16 protein-coding genes and 1 pseudogene are annotated in these 23,264 nt (G+C 68.4%); 8 read left to right on the plus strand and 9 right to left on the minus strand.

From position 1 onward, the window contains the following. The first annotated feature begins 204 nt into the window (after positions 1-204). Both AC07NI_RS07565 and AC07NI_RS07570 read left to right on the plus strand, forming a co-directional pair. The gene (locus AC07NI_RS07565) at positions 205-1,134 is read left to right on the plus strand and encodes a fatty acid desaturase (RefSeq protein ID WP_494617508.1); all 930 of its coding nucleotides are present in this window, start codon (positions 205-207) and stop codon (positions 1,132-1,134) included. Beyond that, positions 1,131-1,937 (plus strand): phosphate/phosphite/phosphonate ABC transporter substrate-binding protein, encoded by an 807-nt coding sequence (locus AC07NI_RS07570; RefSeq protein WP_494617511.1) that lies wholly within the window; start codon positions 1,131-1,133, stop codon positions 1,935-1,937. Before AC07NI_RS07565 ends, AC07NI_RS07570 begins: the two co-directional genes overlap by 4 nt. Here AC07NI_RS07570 and AC07NI_RS07575 read toward each other — a convergent pair. Both AC07NI_RS07575 and AC07NI_RS07580 read right to left on the minus strand, forming a co-directional pair. After that, on the minus strand, positions 1,934-3,067 hold the full coding sequence (locus tag AC07NI_RS07575) for a tryptophan 7-halogenase (protein WP_494617514.1): 1,134 nt from the start codon (positions 3,065-3,067) through the stop codon (positions 1,934-1,936). The two genes, AC07NI_RS07570 and AC07NI_RS07575, sit on opposite strands and share 4 nt — an antisense overlap. Beyond that, positions 3,068-6,019: a LodA/GoxA family CTQ-dependent oxidase gene (locus tag AC07NI_RS07580; protein WP_494617516.1), complete on the minus strand. Its 2,952-nt coding sequence runs from the start codon at positions 6,017-6,019 to the stop codon at positions 3,068-3,070. Between the two features lie 290 nt (positions 6,020-6,309). Between AC07NI_RS07580 and AC07NI_RS07585 the strand changes: the two genes are divergently transcribed. Then, on the plus strand, positions 6,310-7,611 hold the full coding sequence (locus AC07NI_RS07585) for a M28 family metallopeptidase (protein ID WP_494617520.1): 1,302 nt from the start codon (positions 6,310-6,312) through the stop codon (positions 7,609-7,611). Between the two features lie 77 nt (positions 7,612-7,688). On the opposite strand, the gene AC07NI_RS07590 is transcribed toward AC07NI_RS07585, so the two are convergent. From AC07NI_RS07590 to AC07NI_RS07615, 6 genes are all read right to left on the minus strand, one after another. Continuing rightward, entirely contained in the window at positions 7,689-10,559 is a 2,871-nt protein-coding gene (locus AC07NI_RS07590) for a TonB-dependent receptor plug domain-containing protein (RefSeq protein ID WP_494617523.1), read from the minus strand. 201 nt (positions 10,560-10,760) lie between these two features. Further along, positions 10,761-12,158, minus strand: coding sequence for an MmgE/PrpD family protein (locus tag AC07NI_RS07595; RefSeq protein ID WP_494617528.1), 1,398 nt, complete (start codon positions 12,156-12,158; stop codon positions 10,761-10,763). Then, positions 12,089-13,219: an adenosine deaminase gene (gene add, locus AC07NI_RS07600; protein WP_494617530.1), complete on the minus strand. Its 1,131-nt coding sequence runs from the start codon at positions 13,217-13,219 to the stop codon at positions 12,089-12,091. The genes AC07NI_RS07595 and add overlap by 70 nt, the downstream gene beginning before the upstream one ends. After that, positions 13,219-14,541 (minus strand): NCS2 family permease, encoded by a 1,323-nt coding sequence (locus AC07NI_RS07605; RefSeq protein WP_494617534.1) that lies wholly within the window; start codon positions 14,539-14,541, stop codon positions 13,219-13,221. Before AC07NI_RS07605 ends, add begins: the two co-directional genes overlap by 1 nt. Further along, positions 14,538-15,656 (minus strand): nucleoside hydrolase, encoded by a 1,119-nt coding sequence (locus AC07NI_RS07610; RefSeq protein WP_494617536.1) that lies wholly within the window; start codon positions 15,654-15,656, stop codon positions 14,538-14,540. The genes AC07NI_RS07605 and AC07NI_RS07610 overlap by 4 nt, the downstream gene beginning before the upstream one ends. Before the next feature lie 54 nt (positions 15,657-15,710). Beyond that, positions 15,711-18,674, minus strand: coding sequence for a TonB-dependent receptor (locus tag AC07NI_RS07615; protein WP_494617538.1), 2,964 nt, complete (start codon positions 18,672-18,674; stop codon positions 15,711-15,713). A gap of 279 nt (positions 18,675-18,953) precedes the next feature. Here AC07NI_RS07615 and AC07NI_RS07620 point away from each other — a divergent pair, with 279 nt between their 5' ends. Both AC07NI_RS07620 and AC07NI_RS07625 read left to right on the plus strand, forming a co-directional pair. Then, positions 18,954-19,907, plus strand: a complete 954-nt coding sequence (locus AC07NI_RS07620; RefSeq protein WP_494617540.1) for a LysR family transcriptional regulator — start codon at positions 18,954-18,956, stop codon at positions 19,905-19,907. A gap of 18 nt (positions 19,908-19,925) precedes the next feature. Next, positions 19,926-20,522: pseudogene (locus AC07NI_RS07625) on the plus strand (cobaltochelatase subunit CobN); the annotation flags it as partial. Between the two features lie 67 nt (positions 20,523-20,589). Here the strand turns inward: AC07NI_RS07625 and AC07NI_RS07630 are convergent. After that, positions 20,590-20,820: a hypothetical protein gene (locus tag AC07NI_RS07630; RefSeq protein WP_494617542.1), complete on the minus strand. Its 231-nt coding sequence runs from the start codon at positions 20,818-20,820 to the stop codon at positions 20,590-20,592. A gap of 208 nt (positions 20,821-21,028) precedes the next feature. On the opposite strand from AC07NI_RS07630, the gene AC07NI_RS07635 reads away from it, so the two are divergent. From AC07NI_RS07635 to AC07NI_RS07645, 3 genes are read left to right on the plus strand one after another with little or no spacing between them, the layout of a single operon-like run. Continuing rightward, complete coding sequence (locus AC07NI_RS07635; RefSeq protein ID WP_494617544.1) at positions 21,029-21,226, plus strand: hypothetical protein; 198 nt, start codon at positions 21,029-21,031, stop codon at positions 21,224-21,226. Positions 21,227-21,232: 6 nt separating this feature from the next. After that, complete coding sequence (locus AC07NI_RS07640) at positions 21,233-21,916, plus strand: response regulator transcription factor (RefSeq protein WP_494617546.1); 684 nt, start codon at positions 21,233-21,235, stop codon at positions 21,914-21,916. Continuing rightward, entirely contained in the window at positions 21,913-23,247 is a 1,335-nt protein-coding gene (locus AC07NI_RS07645; protein ID WP_494617548.1) for a sensor histidine kinase, read from the plus strand. The genes AC07NI_RS07640 and AC07NI_RS07645 overlap by 4 nt, the downstream gene beginning before the upstream one ends. Positions 23,248-23,264 lie beyond the last annotated feature (17 nt).

Below are 23,264 nucleotides of genomic sequence, written 5' to 3' on the forward strand. Positions count from 1 at the left end.
CGAGAAGATGACGCCGAGACTGACACGGCGGGCTGTATGCGCCTGTAGAAAATCTGCCTCGACCAAATTCCTAGTCAATAGATAGGATTTTATCAGTGGCGCCTCCTCCCTTTCAGCGCCGCCAAACTCTCGCGCGGATGGGAAGTCCTGCGCGACGTCTCCGGCGCGGCCTGCCCGTCGCGCCGGAGACGCCTTCCTCTAGGCATGGTGGATCGCATGGCGGCCGCGCCGTTTTCGCTTTTCCGGTCGCTGCGCAGCCTCGAATGGCCGACCATACTGGTCTGGTTGGCGATCCACGTCGGCTGGCTGGGCCTGACCTATTTCCACGCGCGGCTCCCGACAGCAGTGTTCGCGCTTAGTGGCGGCTGGATCATCGCTTGGCACGGCAGCTATCAGCACGAGGCCATCCACGGCCACCCGACGCGCTCGGCTCGCGTGAACGCGGCGCTGGCCTCGATCCCGCTCTCCCTGTGGCTGCCCTTCGAGGCCTATCGCCGCTCGCACCTGACCCACCACGCGACCCACGACCTGACAGCGCCGGAGAGCGACCCTGAAGCGCGGTATCTGTCCGACACGGCGGGACCGCTGCACCGCGTCCTAGCGCGAGCTGTCGCGCCGCTCGCCGGACGTCTCCTGCTTGGCCCGTTCGTCGAGATCGGCGTTTTCCTGGCCAACGAAGCCCGCCTGGTCTGGACTGGACAGCAGGGGCGGCGCGCTATCTGGGTCCTGCACAGCGCGCTGGTCGCTAGTCTCGTGGCCTGGCTGGTGGCGATCTGCGGCATGAGCCTTGGCCGCTACCTTCTGTGCTTCGTCTATCCGGGTGTGGCGCTGGGCCTCATCCGATCCTTCGCCGAGCACAGGGCCCATGACGACCCGGCGCGTCGCATCGCCATCGTCGAGAACGCGCCGGTGCTGGGACTGCTGTTCCTCAACAACAACCTGCACGTTGCCCATCACGAGCGGCCCGGCCTGGCGTGGCACCGCCTGCCCGCCTATCACGCCCAGCAGCGCGCCCGCCTGCTCGCGAGCAACGGCGGCCTCGTCTATGACGGCTATGCCGAGGTCTTCCGTCGTTACCTATGGCGGCCGCACGACGAACTGGAACACGCCCAGGCGCTGGAGCGCGCGCGATGAGCTATGTCGCCTCTCTCCCGATGTACGACCTGCCTGAGCTGCAGGCGGCCAACGACGCCCTGTGGAACGGTCTGCGCGTTCGCTTGGCCGCCAGCGGAACGCCCGCGCCCCTCACCCTGGATCGCGAACTGCCGCTCGATGACCTCTGGCGCCATCCGCGCCTGCTGCTGGCCCAGACCTGCGGCTATCCCCTGGGCAAGAGCCTGCACGGCCTGGTCAGGCTCATCGCCACGCCCCGCTACGCCGCCCAGGGCTGCGATGGCCCGTTCCATCGCAGCGTCGTCGTCGTCCGCGCTGGCGACAAGGCTCAAAGCCTGCTCGACACCCGTGGCCAGCGGTGCGCAATCAATTCGCGAGACTCCAACACCGGCATGAACCTGCTGCGCGCGGAGATCGCGCCCCTGGCCAAGGGCCGGCCGTTCTTCAGCTCGATCCTGATCACGGGCGCGCACGTGGGCAGCGCCCAGGCCCTGGCCGAAGGCGCGGCGGATGTCGCGGCGATCGATTGCGTGACCTGGGCCCATCTGCGCCGCCACCGGCCCGACCTGACCAAGGGCCTGCGCGTCCTGGCCTGGACCAGCCGGACGCCCGGCCTGCCCCTGATCGCCGCGGAGAACCTTCCGCGCGCCGTCTACAGGGCGCTGGGCTCGGCGCTGGAGGACGTCATGGCTGACCCTGCCCTACGCGATGTCCGCCGTGTCCTGCTGCTGGACGGCGTCAACGTTCTGCCGCTGACGCACTATCGCGCCGCCGGATATCTCGAGGACCTCGCCATTCGACAAGGCTATCCGGCGCTCGCCTAGAGCGACCCCGCAAGCGCGGCCTCGCCAGGAACGCGCCGACGCTCCGCGGACGCAGGCGTCAGGCGACGACGCCAGAATGTGTTGTCGAGCCAGCGACGCTCCATGCCGTACCAGGCGTCCAGATGGTGGCGATAGGCCTGCCGCACGCGCCCAAGCTCTTCGGCATACTCCTCGGTCGCCGCGTCGTCGCCCGACAGAAGACGGTCGGCGGTCTCGGCCCCGGCAAGACCCGTATAGAGCGCGTTGAAGAGACCCTGCGAGGAGAGCGGATCGAAGGCGAGCGCCGCATCGCCGACCGCGATCCAGTCCTGACCGACGGGTGGCGAGAGGCTCGCCCCGTGCGCCGCGCAATATCCCGCCGTCGCGCTCTCCCACGCGGATGCGGTCAACAGCGACCCCAGCATAGGCAGCGCTCGTCCCGCGGCGAGCAGAGCCATGGGGTCGCGGCCCCGCCGTGCGGCCGGCAGGTCGGCGTCCGTGTGGAAGGCCAGCAGCGCCTCGCCCTTGGGCAGCGGCGTGGCGTACCACCAGCCGTCGGCGGCGGCCTCGATCTGGGTGACGCCTTCCGGCAGGTCGGTTTGGGCGCGCAGCCACGCACAGACCAGGCGGTCGTCGACCACGCGCCGAGCGCCATGGCCGCTCATCAGCCGGGAGCCCCGACCGCTGGCGTCGATCACCAGCGAAGCCGTGACCTCGTGGACCGCGCCTTCCACTTGAAGGCGCAGGCGCCAGCCACCGTCCTCGCGCGTCAATCCCGCCGGGATGGCGGGTGCCATCAGGGTCGCGCCCCGGGCGACGGCCGTAGCGCGCAGCCGTCGCTCGAACCGGACGCGATCCAGGCGCCAGCCGTGACCGTCGGGATCGGCCAGCGTATGGCGCTCGACGGCCTCGTCATCGCCCCACGCGCCTCGATGCAGGTGACGTGGCGCGTGGTCGTCGGCCAGGAAGCCTTCCCACAGGCCCATGTCCGACAACAACCGACGGGCCGCCCCGGGCAAGGACTCCCCGATCCGCGGCTGTGGCGTGGCCCACCGATCGACCAGCAACACCCGCCGGAAAGGGGCCAGGTTGAGCGCCGCCGTGGCCCCGGCCGGCCCTGCCCCGATGACGACGACGTCGAAGGTCTCCACCTATTTGAACTGGACCGGCAGACCCAGCGGGAAGCGGCGGAACTTGTCGATGCCCGAGATGTCGACCTGGCGGTTGGTGCCTGGCGAGCCGGCATGGGTCGCGCCCTGGTGGGCGGGCGACTTCAGGCTGCGCGGACCCTTGCCGCTCTTGGGGATGACGTCGTGGATGGTCTTGCGCCGATCCTCGACCTCGATCACCGCCGGGAAGGCGTCGGTGTCCTTTGGACCTTCGCGAACCTCGACCACGCCCAGATGATCGAAGTGCTCGATCATGTTGTTGATCTGGTCGGTGTAGCTGGTCGTGCCCAGCGGATCGATCCAGGCGGCGCGATTGGCGAAGGCGGCCCGTCGCTCGGACAGCGGCCGCTTCTTGTCCATGACGATCTCGTAGTTCTCCTCGGTCAGCACCTGGTCGGGCACGCGGGCGGGCCAGAAGGCGGGCACATAGGGGTCGTAGGCGGTGTCGTAGCCCGACCGGCAGCTGGCGCTGTCGGTCTGCCACGGCACGGCCATCCAGCGCGTGATGCCGCCGGGAATCTGGCCGTACAGCGGGCCGTTGGGGATGGTCATGCCGTCGCTGGTCAGCACCTCACCCAGGTTCGGTGCCACCCAGTCTGGCAGGACGTGGGCGAAGCGGAACGGCGCCATGTACATGGTCGAGGTCCGCACCGGCCAGGTCATCTCGCAGCCGGGATGGAAGGCGTCGGCCAGGCAGAAGTCGAGCGCCGCCCGGGTCAGCACGTCGCCCTGTTCGGCCAGGGGAACCTGGTCGATCGAGGTCGGCGGAATGCGCTCGGGATCGTAGTCGGCATCGAAATCCCCCCTCGCCCACTGGTCCAGCATGGAGAGCTGGCAGTCGCTGAGCGCCGCGTTCTGGCGCGGCGTGGGGGCGGCCGGGATGGCCATGGCGTCGCCGTACAGCCACGGCCAGGGCGTCGGGGCCCAGGAGTCGATCGCGAACCGCCTGAACGAGTTCGACAGGACCCGGCGGATCTCCTGATTGGCCGGGCCTGCGTCAGCCAACTTGGCGATGCCTTCCGGCGTCGAGAAGTCGAACGCGCCCTTCCAGCCGAAGCCGGCCGCGAAGCCCGCATTGACCCACTGCAGCCCAGCCATCCGCTCGAAGATCGGCAGGATGTCGTGGGTGAAGGACGGGCGCTTGGGCGCGGCCAGGGTGCCGGCCTTGATGGCTACGTCGCGCATCAGGTCCCACATGGTCCGCACCGACTTGCGCTGCGGGCCGTAGTTGGGCGGGGCGACCACGACCCAGGCCGGGACCACTTCCAGCGGCGTGCCGTTCAGCGTGACCTTGGCCGCGACCGGGCCGTCGGAGATATCGTCGTACCAGCCTTCGTTGTTGGCGAAGGTGATGGCCCAGCTGCCGTCGCACGAGGCCGACTTGCCGTGGCCGCCCAGCACGATCAGGCGCTGCTCGGCGTCGGTCGAGACCTCGCCCAGATAGACCTTGTCGCCCATGAACTCGCCGTCGTCGAAGGCCTTGGACTTGGCGTCGCGCCCGGCGACGTGGCGCGCCTTCGGGGTGATGGCCAGGCCGGCGCGGTCGGCGATGGCGGCGTTGCGCAGCACGGTCGGCGGAGCCGAGGCGGCCTCGGGGATGTCCAGGGCCAGTTGGAAGCCGTACCAGGCCGACTTGGTATTGGCGAGCTGGACCGACCAGTCGATCTGGACGTCATCGTGCTTGCCCGTCAGCTCACGGACGATGTCGCCCTTGGCGTTGACGCCATAGACGCGGAAGCGGGCGGCCTGACGCTTCAAGCGGCCGTGCTTATCGCGATAGGCGCCCTTCGGCAGCGGTTCGGGATCGGGGGTTTCCGGGCCGAGATACCATTCGTCCGGGCTGTTGCCGACGCGGGCGATGCCGATCGGCGGATAGATGGCGGCCTTGACCACGCAGGTGTCGGGCGGGGTGTCCGGCGCCAGGTGCGGCGTTCGGGGCTCCGCTGGATCGCGCAGCGGCTGGCCGTTGGCCTCGTGGCGGGTATTGGCGCTGGCGGCGTAGACGGCCTTGCGCACGGCGGCGATCGAGGACTCTGGAACCGGGGCCTGCTCGGGCGGCACGCGGAAGATGTTGAAGGCCAGCGACTGGCCGTAGGCGGACTGGCCCCGATCGTCGACGTCCTGGCGCGGGATGACCAGGGTCGCGACGTGGATGAACGGGCTCTCGGCCTCGGGCCATTCGACCGTCGCCTCGTCCAGCGGCATGGTCGCCGGATTGGTGCGGCGCTGGACCATGAACTTGAAGCGGTATTCGCGCTTCAGCAGGCGGCCGGCCATGTCGGTGGCCAGGTAGTCCGGCGCGTCGTTGGCGACGTTCTCGGGCGGAGTCTCGGGGTCCAGCCGGTACTTGACCGCCTGCTTCTGGCCCGCGCCGAACGGCAGGATTCCCCAGTAGGTGGTGGTCAGGACGCTGCCCTCGACCTTGGCCATCTCGTTGAGGATGTGGTTGGTCTTCGGGTGGTGCGCCAAGTAGGTCGGGTAGTCGCCCTGGACGACCCCGGCATAGGTGAATTCGCACATCTCCGTCGCGTTATCGACGAAGAACACCGGGTAGTTCTGCATGATGAAATCGGCAGTGTCGCCGACCCCGCCATAGGCCTTCTCGCCCGGCACGCCGAACACCTTCAGCCCGATGCCGACCGTCGACTGCAGGTCGGGCGAGGTCGGCGAGGTGTCGCTGGAAAAGCGCATCCAGGCGGTCAGGCTGTCGTGGGCGAAGACCCCGACCTTGAGGTCGGCCGGGATGTCCTTGACCATCTCCAGCCGGCCATGGGCCGCGCCGTGCAACTTGCGGAACACCGGGCGTTCGGCCGGGGTCTGGCCCAGGCGAATCCGCTTCTTCTGGGCGATGTCGACGAACATCTCGATCAGGCGATTGATCGGGTCGTCGCCACAATCGAAGCACGGCGGAATTGGTGGATTCTTGTCGCTCATCGCGCCCTCCCCGAGGTCAATGCGTCCTGGGAGAAATCCATACTCTCTATAATTGTGTCAATTCAATTTTCCCGCCATTGATGCATTGCGCCTGAGCGCCAATGCGTGGCCGATAGCGAAGCGCTTGGGGATGATCGCCATGCTCCGCGTCAGAGCGAAATTTGGGCGTTGCCGGCGTGATCCGGGACGTCTTCCCATGGCGATCGAACCACTGGTTGCGTGACCATGGCGCCTTGGTCGATGCTGCCTTGGAACGGTCAGACCGGTTCAGAAAAAAGTGAGGGGAAATCGTGCGAGTATCGTCAATGGTCCTGGCGGCGTTGTTGCTGCCCACGGCCGCTTTAGCCCAAACCAACCCCGACCCGGCCCGGCTCAAGGCTGACGTCACCAAGCTGGTCAGTTTCGGGACGCGGCACACGCTGTCCGACCCCGACCATCCAACGCGCGGGATCGGCGCGGCGCGGCGCTGGTATGCGGACGAGATGAAGCGGATCGGCGAGCGCTGCGGCGGATGCCTGCAGGTCTCCACCATCGAGCGCGTGTTCACCAACGACCGCGCGCCCAAGGGCGTGAACGTGGTGGACGTCCTGGCCATCCAGCCAGGCCGCGATCCGAACCGCGTGGTGATCGTGCAGGGCCATATCGACAGCCGCGTGACCGACGTCATGAACTTCACCAGCGACGCGCCGGGCGCCAACGACGACGCCTCGGGCGTGGCGCTGGTGCTGGAAGCCGCGCGACTGCTGTCGGGCAAGAAGTTCGACGCCACGATCATCTACGCGGCGCTGTCGGGCGAGGAACAAGGCCTGATGGGCGGCACCCTCCTGGCCGACACGGCCAAGGAACGCGGCTGGAAGGTCACCGCCGTGCTGAACAACGACATCGTCGGCAACACGGTCGGCCAGAACGGGACGCGCGTCGCCGACCGAGTGCGGGTGTTCTCCGAGGGGATCCGGGCGGTCGAAGACGTTCCCGAACAACTCGTGCGCCGGGGCAACGGCGGCGAGGACGACGGTCCCAGCCGCGCGCTGGCCAAGGCCATCGACCATGTCGGCGAGGGCATCAAAGGCGGCCTGGACGTGTTCGTAGACAGGCGCCCGGACCGCTTCGGCCGCGGCGGCGACCATGAGCCATTCCTCAAGCTGGGCTATCCCGCCGTTCGTTTCTCGGTCGGGATCGAGAACTACAACCAGCAGCACCAGGACCTGCGCACCGACAAGGGCGTCGAGTATGGCGACACGGTCGATAAGATGGACTTCCCGTACCTGGCCAAGGTGACGGCGATCAATGTGGCGACCCTCGCCCGCCTGGCGGCCGCGCCGGCGGCGCCCGATCAGGTGCTGCTGCGCGGCGCCCTGGGCAGCGACACGACCGTGTCCTGGACCGCCGTGCCCGGCGCGACGGGCTACAGGGTCGTCTGGCGTCGCAATGACAAGCAGGACTGGACCGACCATCGGGACGTTCCGGCCGATGCGACCGAGACCGTGCTCAAGGGCATGAACGTCGACGACACCTTCTTCGGCGTGTCGGCCCTGTCGTCCAGCGGCGCCGACAGCATCGTCACCTTCGGCGGACGCGCCCCGCGCCGCTAGGCGCTCGCCGGAAAAGTCGAACCCGCGCAGGCCAGGCCTGCGCGGGTTCTTTTTGGCCTTGATGGCTGTCCGGTGCCTTAAAACTTGAAGCGCATCCCGCCGCGGAAGGTGCGGCCCAGCAGGTCGTAGGGCGCGCTCGTGCCGAAGGACGTGCCGCTGCTGGGGATCGGTTCGGGATCGCGGTCGAACAGGTTCTCCACCGCCGCGAACAGGGTGATCCGACGGCCAGCGACGGTCACGTCGTAGTTCTCGGCGAGCTCGACGTACCAGACCGGGTCCACGTGGTTATAGGCTTCGGGGATGCCGGTGCGGCTGGTCTCGGGCTGGTTGGTGATCCGGCCCTTGCCCAGGTAGCGCGTGGTCACGGTCGTGCGGCTGGCGCCGACGACATAGGTCGCCGTCAGCATGCCGCGCCACTTCAGGCTGGCGAAGGTGCCCAAGGTCGGCGGCGCGACGTCGCCCGGCAGGATGGTCTCGTCCTTGAGCCGCTGGGAGACCAGCAGGCGCAGGTTGACGGCGCCGGGCAGCTTGTCGCTGAACCGATCGAGGTTGGCGCGATAGCCCACCTCGTAGTCGATCCCTTCGACGGCCACGGTCTGGGCGTTGATACCGCTGGTGTAGATGGTGGCGTTGACCAGGTTGGTCGCGCCCGCCGCCTTGACGATCGAGTCGCAGGCCGCCGGGTTCTGCGGCCGGTTGAAGCCGTAGCACATGTCGATGATCTGCTGCGCGCCGACGGCCGTGATCGCGTCGGCGATATCGATCTTGTACCAGTCCACCGACAGGCTGAGGCCGGGCGCCCAGTGGGGCTGGTAGACGCCGCCGGCGGTCCAGGTGTCGGCGATTTCCGGCTTCAGGTTCGGATTGCCGCCGCTCAGGGTGATGTTGGGCACCTGCGGGCTGCCGGCCTGGGTGCGGTCCAGATAGGCGTTCACGAACTGGCTGCTGGGCGCGAACAGATCGTTCAGGTTGGGTGCGCGAATGTCCCGCGAACGGGTGCCGCGCAGCCGCAGGTCGTCATTGATGTCCCAGGTCAGACCCGCCTTCCAGGTGGTCACCTTGCCGCTGGTCGAATAGTCGGTCCGCCGGATCGCGCCATTGAACTCGACGCTCTTGGCCAGGACGGTGTCCTTCAGCAGCGGGACCAGGATTTCGCCGAAGGCTTCCTTGACGTTGTAGCCGTTGCTGCCGTTCTTGTAGTTGCCGACGTTCCAGAGCGACTGCAGGGAATAGGCGTCGGCCGTCGAGGAGAAGTCCTCCTTGCGGTACTCGAAGCCCGCGGCGACCGAGACCGGCCCGGCCCAGGTCGAGAACGGGCTGTACTGGCCGTCGATCGACCAGACATCCTGGTTGAAGTCGAGGTCCTGACGCGTCCGCAGCCCCTCGGCCGCGCCCGTGACCCAGGCGATGGACGCCGCGCCCAGCGAACCCTCGCCGAACACATTCATCGGCACGCAGCCGTTCGTGGGATTGGCCACGGTCGACCGGCAGACCGGAGCGCCCACCGCGACACCGGCCACGCCGCCGGCCGCCGGATTGGCGATGACGTCGATCGCCCGGTTGAAGCGGTCCAGGATGATGTTGTTGTCGCGGGTGTACCAGACCTTGCTGTGGCCGTGCTGATAGTAGGCCCGCCACCGGCCGCTATCGGCGAAACGGCCTTCCAGCGCCGCCAGGACCCGGTCCTGACGACGGTAGTAGCCCGCCTCGCCGATGTGGGTCCCCGGCTTGTTGATCATGTCGTAGAACAGCCGCGCCATCTGGAACGAGCTGACGCCGGCCTGGTCCATGGCCTGTTGCGTCACCAACGGGATGAACGGGTTGTTCCTGTTGATCGTCAGCGCCGTGGCGCCCTGGCGGTTATAGACCGCCGACCAGTTGACCGTATCGTTACCGGCGTAGCTGGCCTCGAAGATGGCGGTGATCTTGTCGGTCAGCTCGTAGCTGCCCCGGCCGTAGATGCTCCAGTGCTCGTCGTCGGGCAGCAGGGCGCCGCGAATGGGCATGGATTCGATGCTGCCGCCGGCCTGCACCTGGCCTTGCTGGATGGGGCCCAGGACGAAGGTCCCGACCGTCCCGCCGGGACCGAAGGCCATGCCCGCCAGGGGACCGGACGCGATCACGCCGCCGGGGGTGCTGTTGTAGCCCGCATCCGTGCGGACGATCTGACCGGGCTGGCCGTTCGTGGCCGTCCAGTTCGGGTTGTTCAGCAGTCGCAGCCCCGGCTGGAACCAGTCGCGCGGATCGTCATAGAAATCGATCCGATCGCCCTTGTAGTAGTTCCCGCTCAGCAGAAGGTGGCCCTTGCCGCCCGCGAACTTGCTGCCATAGGCCAGATCGCCCGAGACGATCTTGCCGTCGCCATGGCCGGTCTTGCTGAAGTTGACGCCACCCTTGAGGCCGGTGAAGCCGGTGTCGAGGATGAAGTTGACGACGCCTGCGACGGCGTCCGAGCCGTAGGCGGCCGAGGCGCCGCCCGTCACGACATCGACCCGCTGCACCAGGTTCTGCGGCAGCAGGTTGACGTCCACGGCCGGCGACATGCCCGAGCCCACCACGCGGCGGCCGTCCAGCAGCACCAGCGTCCGGGTGACGCCCAGGTCGCGGGCGCTCAGCTGGTTCGCGCCGCCCGTGGCGTTGGCGAACAGTGTCGTCGTGCGTGGCGTGTTGCCCGTGCCCATCGAGGGCAGCTGGGTGATGTAGTCGGCGATGTTGGTCGGGTTGCGCTCCTGGATGTCCGCCGACGACAGGACGGTGGTCGGGGTGGGCGCCTCGTTGCCGTTGCGCACGATGCGCGAGCCAGTGACGACCACCTCTTCGACCTGGCTCGCTTCCGGCGACGGCGTCCCGGTTTGACCCGCCGCAGCGGCCGGATTGGCCACGACACTCAAGGCCGAACCCGCCGCGATGGCGGCGCCGGCAAACAGGCGCCACCGAAGACTCTTCAACACACTCACTCGAGACATGAAGCCACCCCATTTGTATAAGATATAAATGTGACGACCATAACGGCGTTATGCGAAGACTCCACCTCCGATTGCCGCAAAGTTGCCGCATTTCGCTCAGGGATTGGACATTCTGGAAGCCGCGCGCGCCGATTGCGTGCAGGGCAGCGCGCCTATCGATTGTGGCGCTCCACGCCGTGCAACTCAGCCGGTGGTCGTTGCATCCAGCATTGCGATCAGGTCGGCCTGCGTCGCGAAGCGTTCAAGCTGGACCATAAGGTCTTCCGCCCGTCGCGAGCCCACGCGCGGCCCGGTCAGGTTCAGGAACTTCGACCGCAGCTTCTGGCGCAAGACACCCAGATCGCCTGACGGCTCGGAGACGTCGTGGCGCGCCACCAGGACACGGCCGTCGCGTGTCTCGACGGTCACCTCGGTAATGTCCTCGGGCCAACCGGCCGGCGCCAGCTCGACGGTCGTGATCGCCCGGATCGCCTCCAGTTCTGCGCGATGAACGACCGCGTCGGCATAGGCGGCCACGTCCGAGGTGTCGGCCCCGCAGACGGCCAGGGCGGCGTTGAAGCGCAGGCTGAACTTGGCCTCCAGCCCGGTCCGTGGCGCGGCGATGTTGCACATCGCGTCGGCGCCGGCGTCGACCTTCAGGCGGATGCCGCGCACGGCCTCGGGCCGCAGCCCTTGGCGACGAAGAGCGCCCAGCGCCTCCAGCGTCCCATGCGTGCCGAAGCAGGAGGCGTGGTGCTTGAAGAGGTTCTTGTCCAAGGCATAGCCGTCCCAGACCAGCGGCCCGGGTGGCAGACCGTCGCTCTGGGTGGCGGCGAAGCCTCGGGGATGTTCGAGGACGTCTGTTCTGGCGCTGACGCCGGCCCGCGCCCAGAGGGCCGACATCACGCCCGCCTCGGCCGCGCGGCCCGCGTGCAGCGGCTTGGTCATGGTGCCGAACTGCGCCTTCAGCCCCGCCGCCTGCGAGCCCGCCAGGCCGTAGGCGCGGGCCATAGCCTCCTCGTCCAGGCCCAGCAGATAGGCGCAGGCCGCCGCCGCGCCGAACGCGCCGATCGTCCCGGTGGCGTGGAAGCCGCGCGCATAGTGGCTGCCGCTGATCAAGGTCCCGATCATGCCGGCGGCCTCGTAGCCGACGACGAAGGCCTCGATCACGGCGCGGCCCGACAGTCTCTCGGCCTCGGCCAGGGCCAGCAGGCCAGGCAGGATCACCGTTGTCGGATGGACGTGCATGGCCAGGTTGACGTCGTCGTAGTCCAGCGCGTGACCGGCCACGCCGTTGATCAGGGCCGCCTGTCGGGCGCTAAACCCCCTGCCCGCGCCAACCGCCGACGCGACCAGGGTCGCCCCCTCGGCGAGCGCCACCTCGCGGACCAGCCGCGTCGCCGGCTCATCGGCCCCGCCGATCGCCAGCCCGAACCAGTCGAGCATGCAGAGCCCGGCCATATCGAGCGTCGCGGCGGGGATATCCTTAGCCGCCGCACGGCTATGACGAATGATCGCCGCCGTCAGCCCGGTCACCGGGGGAAGACCGCCGGGCCAGGCCAGTCCGTCGTCGCGACCAGGGCGTCGAACTCGGCCGGCCACGCGGCGCGCCAGGCGGCCTTCTGGTCGTCATCGGCCCAGGAGCCGTCCACGCCGTTCAGCATCATGGCGCGCAGGTCGGGCATGTCGTAGCCGAGGTGGCTGTGCATCAACTCCCACGCGCCGCCGGGCGTGACGTTGTGCAGGGTCGGGTCGTCGGTGTTGGGGTGCAGCTTCAGGCCCAGCTCGGACATCCTGCGGATCGGGTGATCGACCGCCCAACGCTCCGGCTCCAGCGTGCGCAGGTAGTAGGAGTTGGTCGGCACGATGGTGAACAACAGCCCGCGCTCTGCATAGCGCCGGGCCAGGTCCGGATTGTCGACGATGGTGTAGCCGTGGTCGACACGGTCGACCTTCAGCAGATCGACGGCCGTCTGCACATTGGTCCAGGGCATGCCGAACTCGCCGGCGTGGGCGGTGGCCTTGAGGCCATTGCGGCGCGCCAGGGCGTAGGCCTCGTGGAAAAGCTCCGGCGGGCGATCATTCTCGCGATAGTCGATGCCGATCCCCGGCACGGCTGGATCGCGGCAGCCCAGCATCAGCTCGACCATCTCCAGCGCGCTGGAGGCCTCCGCCTCGCGGTCGATGCTGGGGATCAGCAGACCGCTGACACCCGCGTCGGCTCGCGCCTCGCGGATGCCCGCCAGGATTCCGGCCTGGACCTCGCGATAGGCCAGCCCCGTGTCGCGGATGGTCGCGGTCGGGTTCCAGAAGAATTCGGCGTGGCGCACGCCTTCGCTCGCCGCGTCCTGCAGGTACTCGTAGGTGATCCGGCGGAAATCGTCCGGCTCGACCAGCAGGTGGCGTTCCAGCGCCCGCAGCACGCGCAGCACGCCCACCGGCTTCTCGCCCCGCTCGTAGAAGGCGGCGATCTCGGCCTGCGTGATCGGCGCGCCACGGCGACGGACCATGTCGGTGAAGGTCTCGCGCCGCACCGACCCCAGCAGGTGGCAGTGCAGCTCGACCTTGGGGATGGCGCGGAACACCGCGCGCTGGGCGTCGGTCGTCTGGCGTCCCAGCGTGGTCGCGGGGACGGCTCCGATGGATCTGGTGGTGTCGGTCATCAGTGCGTGGCGGCCGTGTAGAAGTAGTAGCCCAGCGGAAGGGCCAGGATGAACAGGCCGATCGGGATCTCCCGCGCCTTGCCGGCCAGCACCTGGACGATGACGTGGACCAGCAGGCCACCGGCGATGCCGGTGCCGAAGCTGTTGGAGATCAGGGTCAGCAGCACCATGGCCATGGCCGGGAAGAGGTCAGTGACCGCCTCGCTGCGCAGATGGCGGATGGTGCCCAGCATGGAGACGCCGATCAGGATCAGGGCCGGCGCGGTGGCCTGCTTCGGGATGGCCATAGCCAGCGGCAGCAGGCACAGCGCGCCCAGGAACAGCAGCGCCGCGGTGACCGGCGTCAGGCCCGTGCGACCGCCCGCCTCGGCGCCGGCGGCGGACTCGACCAGGGCGGTGCCGGCCGGGATGCCGATCAGCGGCCCGACGGCGGCGGCGAAGGAGTCGACCAGGAACGGCCGCTCGATGCCCGGCAGGTTGCCCTCGGCGTCGGTCAGGCCGGCCTTGGCGCCGATGGCCAGGGTGGTGCCCAGGGTCGAGAAGAACTCCCCGGCGAAGAAGGCGAAGACGTAAGGCAGCGCCGCCAGGCTGAACGCGCCGACGAAGTCGACGTGCAGCGCGACCGGCGCGAGGCTGTGGGGCAGCGAGAACAGGCTCGGCGGCAGCTTGGTCAGGCCCAACGGGATGCCCGCCACGGCGGCGGCGGCGATGCCGGCCAGCACCGCGCCGGGGATCTTCCGCGCCTGCAGCGCCAGGGCGACCGCCAGGCCGATCAGGGCCACCACCGGTCCGGGCTGCGAGAAGTCGCCCAGCTTCAGCGCCATGGTCTTGGCGTTGACCGCCACCATGCCGGCGTCGCGGCAGCCCAGCATGGCGATGAACAGGCCGATCGACGCGCCCAGCCCCAGCTTGATCTGCGGCGGGATCATCTTGACGACCAGCTCGCGCGCGCCGGTCAGGGTCAGGACCATGAACAGCAGGCCCGAGGTCATGGCGATGGCCAGCCCCGTGGCGAACGGCACGTGCTCGGTATGGGCCAGGGTCACGCCCAGGATCACAGAGCCGCCGATGCCCGGCCCGACGATGAACGGCAGGTTGGCGTAGACGCCCATGGCGATGCTGCCGATCGCCATGACCAGGATCGCCGCCGTCGTGGCTGCGCCCCGGTCCATGCCGCCGGTCGACAGCAACGACGGAATGACGACGATCAGATAGGCGGCCGCCAGGAAGCTGGTCAGGCCCGCCATCATCTCGCGGCCGATCGTCGTCTCGCGCGCGTCCAGGGCGAAGCGGCGGTCGAGGAAGCTGTGCAGCCGGCTCATTTGGAAGCCTGCGCGACGAAGGTCTCGAGGAAGCGCGGCACGTCGATGGCCCGGACGATGTGGACCTCGCGCTCGCCGGCATTGGGGGCCATGTCCGACTTCCAGACGACCGGCTGGCCGTAGGACGGACCGGCGAAGGTGTCGACGTCCATCCGCGCCACCAGTTCCTCGGTGACCAGCGAGCGGTCGATGGCGACGGCCACGGTGATCTCGTCCCACAGGGGCTGGCCGATGCGGGCGTAGGTCTTGAAATAGGTCGCCACCGGCGCACCCGACGCGCCGATGCGGTCGACCACCTCCTGCGTGGCCTTGGCGGCGGCGGTGACGTTGCCCATGACGGTGATCTTCTTCCACGGCGCGGTCAGCACGATGTGCGCGGCCTCGGGGTCGAAGATGAAGTTGAAGTCGGTGGCGTAGTCGGTGTTGCCGGTCACCCGCGCCACGGCGGTGTCCAGCTTGCCCGGCTCGATGACGATCTCCTTGGCCAGGGTCGCGATGTCGGGCGCGATACGCAGGGCCAGGGCGATGTTGGTCAACGGGCCAGCGCTGACGATCGTCACCTCGCCAGGATGGGCGCGGACGTTGCGGATCAGGGCGTGGACGGCGTCCTCGTCGGAGGCCTTGAGCTTCGGCTCGCCCTCCGGCATCGGCGGGATCAGGTCGGGATCCTGCGGATGATAGGTGCGACCCGGACGCGGCGTGCTCCAGGCGCCCTTGAACGGCACCTTGCCGTAGCGCGCCTCCCAGTTGGCCATCTCGGCCTGGGTGCGGATCAGCGGCATCTGCGCGCCCAGGTGGACGATGGCGTCGGGACGCTTGGCGATCTCCAAGAAGCGCAGCGCGTGGGCGGCCTCTTCCTTCAACCAGGCGTCACCGGTGACGACGCCGATGCCCAAGAGCTTGACCCGGTCGTCACGCAACAGCGGGATCAGCGACTGGATGTTGCTCTGCCCCGGGCCCAGGAAGTCGTTGTCGAAGAAGATCTGGACCTTCTCCTTGGAGGCCGGCGGTGCGGTCTGGGCGGATGCGCCGCCCGCGAGCGACTGGCTCGCGAGCAGCGCCGCCAGGCCAAGGGCTGCGTGACGCAAATAAGGGGGAAAGCGACAGGGCAGCATGGGAGAGTTCCTTGGCCTGGACGCGGGAGGAAAAACGCCCCTCCCTCGTTTCGATCAGAAGCGGGCGGTGGCGCCGACGAAGATGTAGCGACCCAGCGAGTCGTACATCCCCGCGAAGAAGGCGCCGTTCGAGGTCTGGCCGCCCGTGCTGGCGGTCACCGGCGGGTCCTTGTCGAAGGCGTTGTTGACGCCCAGGCGCAGAGTGACCTTCTCGGTGACATTGGCCGAGGCCGCGAAGTCGACATAGCTGACGCTGGGCATCTTCAGGTCGTAGGGCTGATAGGCGCCGGTCAGATAAATCGAGGTGCTGGACTTGTCGTTCTTCGTGCCGCCGATGTAGCGCCAGGTGGTCGACAGATTGATGCCGCTACGCGAGGTCCAGTCGGCCACCAGGCGGTGACGCCATTCGGGGATCGGCTGGCCGCAGGTGACGCCGAAATAGCCGTCGCAACGGTACGGAGCCAGGCCCGGCAGGATCTGGACCTCGTACTTGTCGGTCTTGGTGCCGGCGAAGTTCAGGCCCAGGCGGCCCATGTCGTGGCCGAACAGTTCGGGCAGGTTGTGGGCATAGCTGGCCGCGAAATCCAGGCCCTTGGTCTTCAGGTAGCCGGCGTTGACGCTGGTGGTGACGACATAGCCGCTGGTCACCAGCGAGCCGGTGGCGGCGTTGCGCTTGATCAGGTCGCAGGCGATGCCGGCGTTGATGCACTGGCTCAGCTCGATGCTGGCCGGCACCGTGGTGATCAGCTTCTTCACGTCGATGTCGAAATAGTCGATCGAGACGCTCAGGCCCTGCAGGAAGCGCGGGGTGAACTGGACGCCGAACGACTTGGTGTTCGACGTCTCGGGATCCAGGTTCGGATTGCCGCCGACCATGGCGCCCGACTGCTGGCCGGCCGCCGGAGCGATCGCGCCGTACTGCAGAGCGGTCACGCCCGACAGCGCGCATTGGGCGGCCGTGGCCTTCGGCGTCGCGCCTTCGCAGGGATCGGTGATCGCCGCGGTCACGACGCGCTGGGGACCGAACAGCTCGACCAGGTTGGGGGCGCGGACGGCGCGCTGGTAGCTGGCGCGCAGGCGCACGTCGCTGATCGGCGCCCACTCGCCGCCCCCCTTGTAGGCCCAGGTGTCGCCGGCGGTGCTGTAGTCGGAGTAGCGGACGCCGCCCTCGACCGACAGGCTCTTGAAGAACGGCTTGTTCTCGACCAGCGGGACGCGGATTTCGCCGTAGACTTCCTTGACGTCGAACGAGCCAGCGATCGGGAATTCACCGCCCGAGTTCCCGGCCACGTCGCGGCTGCTGTAGAAGCTGTCGGGCTGGAAGCTGATCTTCTCCTTGCGGTACTCGGCGCCGATGGCCACGCCGATCGGATACGAGGCCAGCGGGCTCGTGATGCCCAGGTCGCCGGTCAGAGCGCCGCTGAGGATGCTCTCTTCGGTGTAGCCGTCACGATAGACGACGTTCTGCACGTAGTTCAGCGCCGCCGGGGTGATGGCGTCGACCTGGAACAGGTTGATCGGCACGCACGACGGATCGGTCCCGTTGGCCGCCGACTCGCAGACGACCTTGCCGCTGCTGTCGGTCACCGCGCGCAGGGCCTTGGCGAACTTGGCCAGCGAATAGTCGCCGGTCAGGCGCGAGCTGTAGTCGGTGCGGCCGTACTGGGCGTAGACGTCATAGCGCCAGTGCGAATTCAGGTCGCCGCGCAGACCCGCCACGCCGCGATACGAGGTGTGGTCGGTATAGTCGTGGCGCGAGCCGCCCAGGGCGTTGCGCTGCGAGACGATGACATTGGCGCTCTGCGCGTCGGTCAGGCCGACCGAGGTGCAGATCAGGTTCTTTTCCTGGGCCGACATCAGCGGGTTGTTGCAGTTGATGCGCTCGGAGACGGTGAACACGGCGGTGGGCGACAGTTTGATGTCGGCCTCATCGCGCATGTACATCAACTCGCCATAGGCCTCGACCTTGTCCGAGAACTGATAGCGGGCGAACAGGTCGGCGTTGTAGCGCTTATCGGGCGACTGCAGGTCGTAGGTGTTGCCGTTGTTGAAGCCGTCCGTGGTGCGATAGGTCCGCAGCGTGTTGCCTTCCAGGGCGTAGCTGCCACGGGTCGCGCCAGTGGTCGGGCTGGTCAACTGGAACTGCACCGGATAGGTGGCGCTGGACAGCGAGCAGGCATAGCCGGTGGCCGTGGCCGACAGGTTGCAGGTCGAGAAGTCGCGATCCTTGGTGCCGACGCCGGCGATGTGCTTGTAGCTGAAGAAGCCGGTGACGTTGCCGCGCCCCTCGGCGAAATTCTTGCCGGCCGTGATCGAATAGCTCTGCTGCTCGCCGTCGAAGCTGCGGCCGAAAGCCGGCGTCTGGCCTGCGGCCCGGCCCACGGAGGCGATCGCGTTGCCGTTCGAGTGCGAATAGAGGCCGCCCTGGGCGTCCAGCTGCACACCGTCGAAGTCGCGCTTGAGCATGAAATTGACGACGCCGGCCAGGGCGTCCGAGCCATAGACGGCCGAGGCGCCGCCCGTGACCACGTCGATGCGCTGGATCAGGGCCGCCGGGATGTTGTTGATGTCGGCCGCCTGGGCCGCCGAACGGGCCGGATCGCCCTGCATCAGGCGACGCCCGTCGATCAGGACCAGCGTCCGCTGGTTGCCGAGGTTGCGCAGGTTGATGGTGGCCGTGCCGCTGGCGCCGACGGTGCCGCCGCGGTTGCCGCTGCCCTGGTCGGCGAAGGCTTGCGGCAGGGTGTTGATCAGGTCCTCGACCCGCACGACGCCGCGCCGGGCGATTTCCTTGTCGCCGATCGTGCTGACCGGGCTGACACTGGTGGCGTCGGGGCTCTTGATGCGCGAACCGGTGACGACGATGGCTTCGACCTGATCAGACGGCGCTTCCTGAGCGGCGGCAGTCGAGCCGCAGGCCACGGCGGCGAGCACGGCGGTGGAGGCTAGGCCGAGCCACGACGCGCGCTTGCGGCGGACGTGGATCGCGTCGAACGCGAGACCGGGAAAGGACGACATCGAAGAACCCCCTTGGTTGTTGGCGCGCCTCGCCGACAGCCCTCCCCAGCCTTTTCTATTTATTGTTGTTCACCCCGATAAGTAGAGATGATCAAAATCCGCACTCCCCTGAGCACGACTTCGACCTTCCCTGCCCTATATTTGTACTGCTGGGTGGAAGCGCGATGAAGGCACGCTAGCGAGCCTCCTTAGAATGGGAAATTCTTTGTAATTATCTCGTCATAGATCGTGCTTATAGCCCCGCCGAAAGGTGCGATCCGGTCTTGCTGGAAACCCATCGTGCCCCCTTCGTCGACCGCCACGCTCCCTCGCCCCGCCGCGCGCACCCAGGCCATTTCGCTCCGCCAGCTGAGGTTCTTCACGGCCCTGGCCGAGTCGGCGAACTTCAGCCGCGCCGCCGAGCGCATGAGCGTTTCACAGCCCGCTCTCAGCGCCGCGATCCGTCAGGTCGAGGATCATATGGGGCTGCGCCTGTTCGATCGCAGCACCCACCACGTCGCCCTGACCGAAGCCGGCGCGGCCTTCCTGCCCCATGCCCGCCGCCTGCTGACCACCGCCGAGAACGCCTTCGTCGACATGAGCGACGCGGCGACGCGTGGACGGGCCGTCGTGCGCATCGGCGTCATCCCCTCGGTGGTCCCGGCCGCGGCCGAGGCGATCGCGCGCCTTGGCCAGGAGCATCGTGACGTCTGCTTCCACCTGCGCGACGGCAAGAACGATACGCTGATGGCCGACCTGCGGTCCGGCGCCCTGGACCTCGTCGTCGGCGTGTTGGGGCGCGTCGAGGACGATGTCGAGGCCAGCCTGATCACCGAGGACGAGATGATGCTGGCCGCGCCGGCCGCTCACCCCTTGGCCTCGCGCGCCGACCTGCCCTGGAGCGCCTTGGAGGGCGACGAGATCGTCCACTTCACCGGCGGCAGCATCGGTGAGCTGAGTTCGGCGGCCATGCGCCAGAACAACCTCTCGCCGTCCCAGCGCTTCCGGGTGGATCAGGTCGGTTCGCTGTTCGGGCTGGTCGGCGCGGGCATGGCCCTGGGCGTCATCCCCCGGCTCTATGCTCGGGGCTACGAGACCAACAAGATCCGGCTGATCCCGCTGACGGAGCCCAGCATCCGGCGCAAGCTGATGCTGTTCCAGCGCGCCAAGCTGAAGGAAGAGCATCCGAGCGCCAGCGCTCTGGGCTCGGCTCTCGCGTCCGCGCTCGGCGCCATCCTGCTGCCGAACGACTAGGCGGGCCCTGACGGCGCGCAACCGGAGACCGCCGACCGGGCCCTGAACCGCGAACTGCGCAGCCGCTACTTCAATCCCGACTGGATCAAGGCCATGCAGGCGGGCGGCTACAATGGCGCGCGTTACATGTCCGAATTCACCGAGAACATGCGGCTGTGGGAGATCACCGATCCCAATCTCGTCAAGGATCGCGACTGGAACGAGGTCGCCGACGTCTACGTCCGAGATCGCTACCAGTTGGGCCTGAAGGCCTATTTCGCCCGGCAGAACCCGCAGGCCTACAAGAACCTGGTCCGCACCCTGGTCGAGACGGCCGAGCAAGGCCGGTGGAAGGCCGATCCCGCCACCCTGGCCGCCTTGAAGCGCGAGCTGGCGGGCGGCGCGCCTGGCCGGCAGGGTTCAAGCCGTCCGGTGTCCGCGCCTGGCGCGAACCCCGCCACGGCCGTCAAGCCCGTCCTGACGGGGCTCGAAATTGCGACGGTGGCGGTTCAAGCTCTAGCCCCGGCATCGTCGGCGCCGCCCATCAGAGCGCCCCTGTCGCTGCTGGCGTGCCTTCTGGCCGGGCTGGTCATGGCCGGCGCGTTCGTCGCCCCCGGCGGATGGTCCACGAAATAAAGCCGCGGCGCTCTGGGGGAAGCGCCGCGGCCGGTGGGACTTTCGAGGGGCGTGGTTAGGCTGGGTCTTAGGCGGCCTTTCCGTGACGCAGGTGGCGGGCCTTCTTGTGCGCCGACGTCTTGTGGATCGCCGACTTCGACACGGCCTTCTTGGTGACAGCCTTGGCCGGCGCGGCTTTGGCGGGGGTCGCCTTGGCGGCGGGGGCCGAAGCCGGCGCGACCGTGGCGGCGTTGGCCGAGACGGCGGCGAGGCCGGCGGTCGACAGGACGGCGGCGGCGAGAATAGCGCGGATGGTCACGATGCTGTCTCCTTCGGGGTTCGGCGGTAGCGCCGATGAAGATGACCTTGAGACCCCGCCCTGACGCGGCCCGCTCAGCAGCCTTACAAGAGCGTGAGGAAGACGCCCCGAACCTTACAAATCTGCGAGGTTCACGACGGCTCGCCGCAAGAACCACATGACTTTATGGTTGCGCGCGGGCCGCCGCGCGGTCTCCATGGGAGTCGAGATGTCCACGATCCGCACGCTTGGCCTGGCGACCGTGCTGGCCGCCGTCAGCCTGACGGCGCAGGCCGCGCCGCGCCACGCCCCGCCCGTTCCCGCGCAAGTGGCCAAGCACACTGCCTGCGAAAAGGTCTGGCGCGCCCAGAAGATCCGGCACGGCTCGCACGAAGCCTTCATCACCGCCTGCGTCACCAAGGGCTGACCGCATATGAGCCGACGGATCCTAGTGGTCGAGGACGACGCCGACACCGCCGAGTACATCCTGAAGGGCCTGCGCGAAGCAGGCTTCACGGCCGAGCACGTGGCCGACGGCCGCGACGGGCTCTACATGGCCAGCGGCTCGGAATTCGACGCCATCGTCATGGATCGGATGATCCCGGGCATGGACGGTCTGTCGGTGACCAAGGCCGTGCGCGCCGCCGGAGTGCAGACCCCTATCCTGATCCTCTCCGCCCTCGCCCACCTGGACGAGCGGGTGACGGGCCTGCGCGCGGGGGCCGACGACTACCTGACCAAGCCGTTCGGCTTCTCGGAGCTGGCCGCGCGGCTGGAAAACCTGATGCGGCGCGGCGGGACCAAGGCGGTCGAGACCAGCCTGACCTGCGGCGACCTCTCGCTGGACCTGCTGTCGCGACGCGTGACCCGGGCCGGCAAGAGCCTGGAGCTGCTGCCGCGCGAGCTGAAGCTGCTGGAATACTTCCTGCGCCACCGCGACCGGGTGGTGACCCGCACCATGCTGCTGGAAGAGGTCTGGGACTATCGCTTCGACCCGCACACCAGCCTGATCGACACCCACATCAGCCGGCTGCGCAAGAAGATCGACGAGGGCTTCGACAAGCCGCTGCTGCACACGGTGCGCGGCTCGGGCTACCGGCTCTCGGTCGAGCCATGAGGGGCGCGCGGCCTTCGGTCCTGGCCCTGGTGGTCGCCGGCGCGGTCGCCGTGGCCCTGGCCCTGGGCCTGGCCGGCGTCTACCTGACCGCCGACCGGCTGATCGAACAGCGCCAGCGCCTGGTCGCCGAGACGGCCCGCGACTATTTCGTCGCCTTCGCCCACGAAGAAGGCCTGACCTCGATGGCCCGGGCCCTGGACCACCGCGACCACAATGAGCACGGAGCCTTCGACTACGCGGTGTTCGACAATGACGGCCAGCGGATCGGAGGGGCTCCCCTTTTGGCCGCCGCCGACCTGCCCGAGCCCGGCTATTCCATTCGCACGGTGGCTGGAACCGACTACGAGATCCTGGTCCAGCCGATGTCGGTGGGCGGATTGCTGATCATCTACGAGAACCTGGCCGACCGGCGGGCCTTCCACCGGGCGATCCTGTCCTCGGTCGGCGCGACCCTGGTGGCCAGCCTGGCGATCGTCGCCCTGGCCGCACTATGGCTGGGTCGACTGCTGGTCCGTCGCGCCGAGGGCGTGGCCCTGGCCGCCGACCGCATCGCCGCTGGCGACCTCTCGGCCCGCGCCCCGATCGCCGGGGCCAAGGACGTGTTCGATGACCTAGCGGGGTCCGTGAACGTCATGCTGGCGCGCATCGAGGAGCTGATGACCGGCATGCGCACGGTCACCGACAGCCTGTCGCACGACCTGCGCTCGCCCCTCACCCGTCTGCGCGGGTCGCTGAATCGCGCCCTGGACGAGGACCTGTCCGACGACGCCCGCCAAGCCCTGATCGCCGAAGCCCAAGCCCAGTGCGAGCAGGTCCTGGCCACCTTCAGCGCTTTGCTGGACATCGCCCGCGCCGAGACCGGCCTCTCACGCGACATGATGGCGCCGCTGGACCTGGCGGAGATGGTCCGCGACCTGGGCGAGCTGTTCGAACCGGTGATCGAGGACGCCGGCCAGGTCCTGACGGTCCAGGCGCCGGACACGCCGGTTACGCTGGTCGGCCACGAGCTGATCCTGCGCCAGGCGCTAGGCAACCTGCTGCACAACGCCGCCCGCTATGCCGGCGACGGCGCTGGCGTGGTTCTGTCGCTGGAGCCGGACGAGACTGAGATCCGCCTGGTCGTGGCCGACACCGGTCCCGGCGTGCCCGCCGACCAGCGCGGCCGGGTGGTCGAGCGCTTCGTGCGGCTGGACGAGACCCGATCCAAGGCGGGCTCGGGCCTGGGCCTGGCCATCGCCGTGGCCTGCGCCAAGCTGCACGGCGGACGCCTGGACCTGGAGGACAACCATCCGGGCCTGCGCGTCGTGCTGCGCCTGCCCGTCAGCGCCTAATCTCACAAAAAATCCAG

Source organism: Caulobacter sp. GW821-FHT10E02 (genome assembly GCF_059415225.1).

Excerpts from the sequence above, each read along its gene's own strand:
- AC07NI_RS07565 (WP_494617508.1), top strand. The coding sequence starts at position 205 with ATGGTGGATCGCATGGCGGCCGCGCCGTTTTCGCTTTTCCGGTCGCTG.
- AC07NI_RS07570 (WP_494617511.1), top strand. The coding sequence starts at position 1,131 with ATGAGCTATGTCGCCTCTCTCCCGATGTACGACCTGCCTGAGCTGCAG.
- AC07NI_RS07580 (WP_494617516.1), bottom strand. The coding sequence starts at position 6,019 with ATGAGCGACAAGAATCCACCAATTCCGCCGTGCTTCGATTGTGGCGAC.
- add (WP_494617530.1), bottom strand. The coding sequence starts at position 13,219 with ATGACCGACACCACCAGATCCATCGGAGCCGTCCCCGCGACCACGCTG.
- AC07NI_RS07605 (WP_494617534.1), bottom strand. The coding sequence starts at position 14,541 with ATGAGCCGGCTGCACAGCTTCCTCGACCGCCGCTTCGCCCTGGACGCG.
- AC07NI_RS07610 (WP_494617536.1), bottom strand. The coding sequence starts at position 15,656 with ATGCTGCCCTGTCGCTTTCCCCCTTATTTGCGTCACGCAGCCCTTGGC.
- AC07NI_RS07615 (WP_494617538.1), bottom strand. The coding sequence starts at position 18,674 with ATGTCGTCCTTTCCCGGTCTCGCGTTCGACGCGATCCACGTCCGCCGC.
- AC07NI_RS07635 (WP_494617544.1), top strand. The coding sequence starts at position 21,029 with ATGTCCACGATCCGCACGCTTGGCCTGGCGACCGTGCTGGCCGCCGTC.
- AC07NI_RS07640 (WP_494617546.1), top strand. The coding sequence starts at position 21,233 with ATGAGCCGACGGATCCTAGTGGTCGAGGACGACGCCGACACCGCCGAG.
- AC07NI_RS07645 (WP_494617548.1), top strand. The coding sequence starts at position 21,913 with ATGAGGGGCGCGCGGCCTTCGGTCCTGGCCCTGGTGGTCGCCGGCGCG.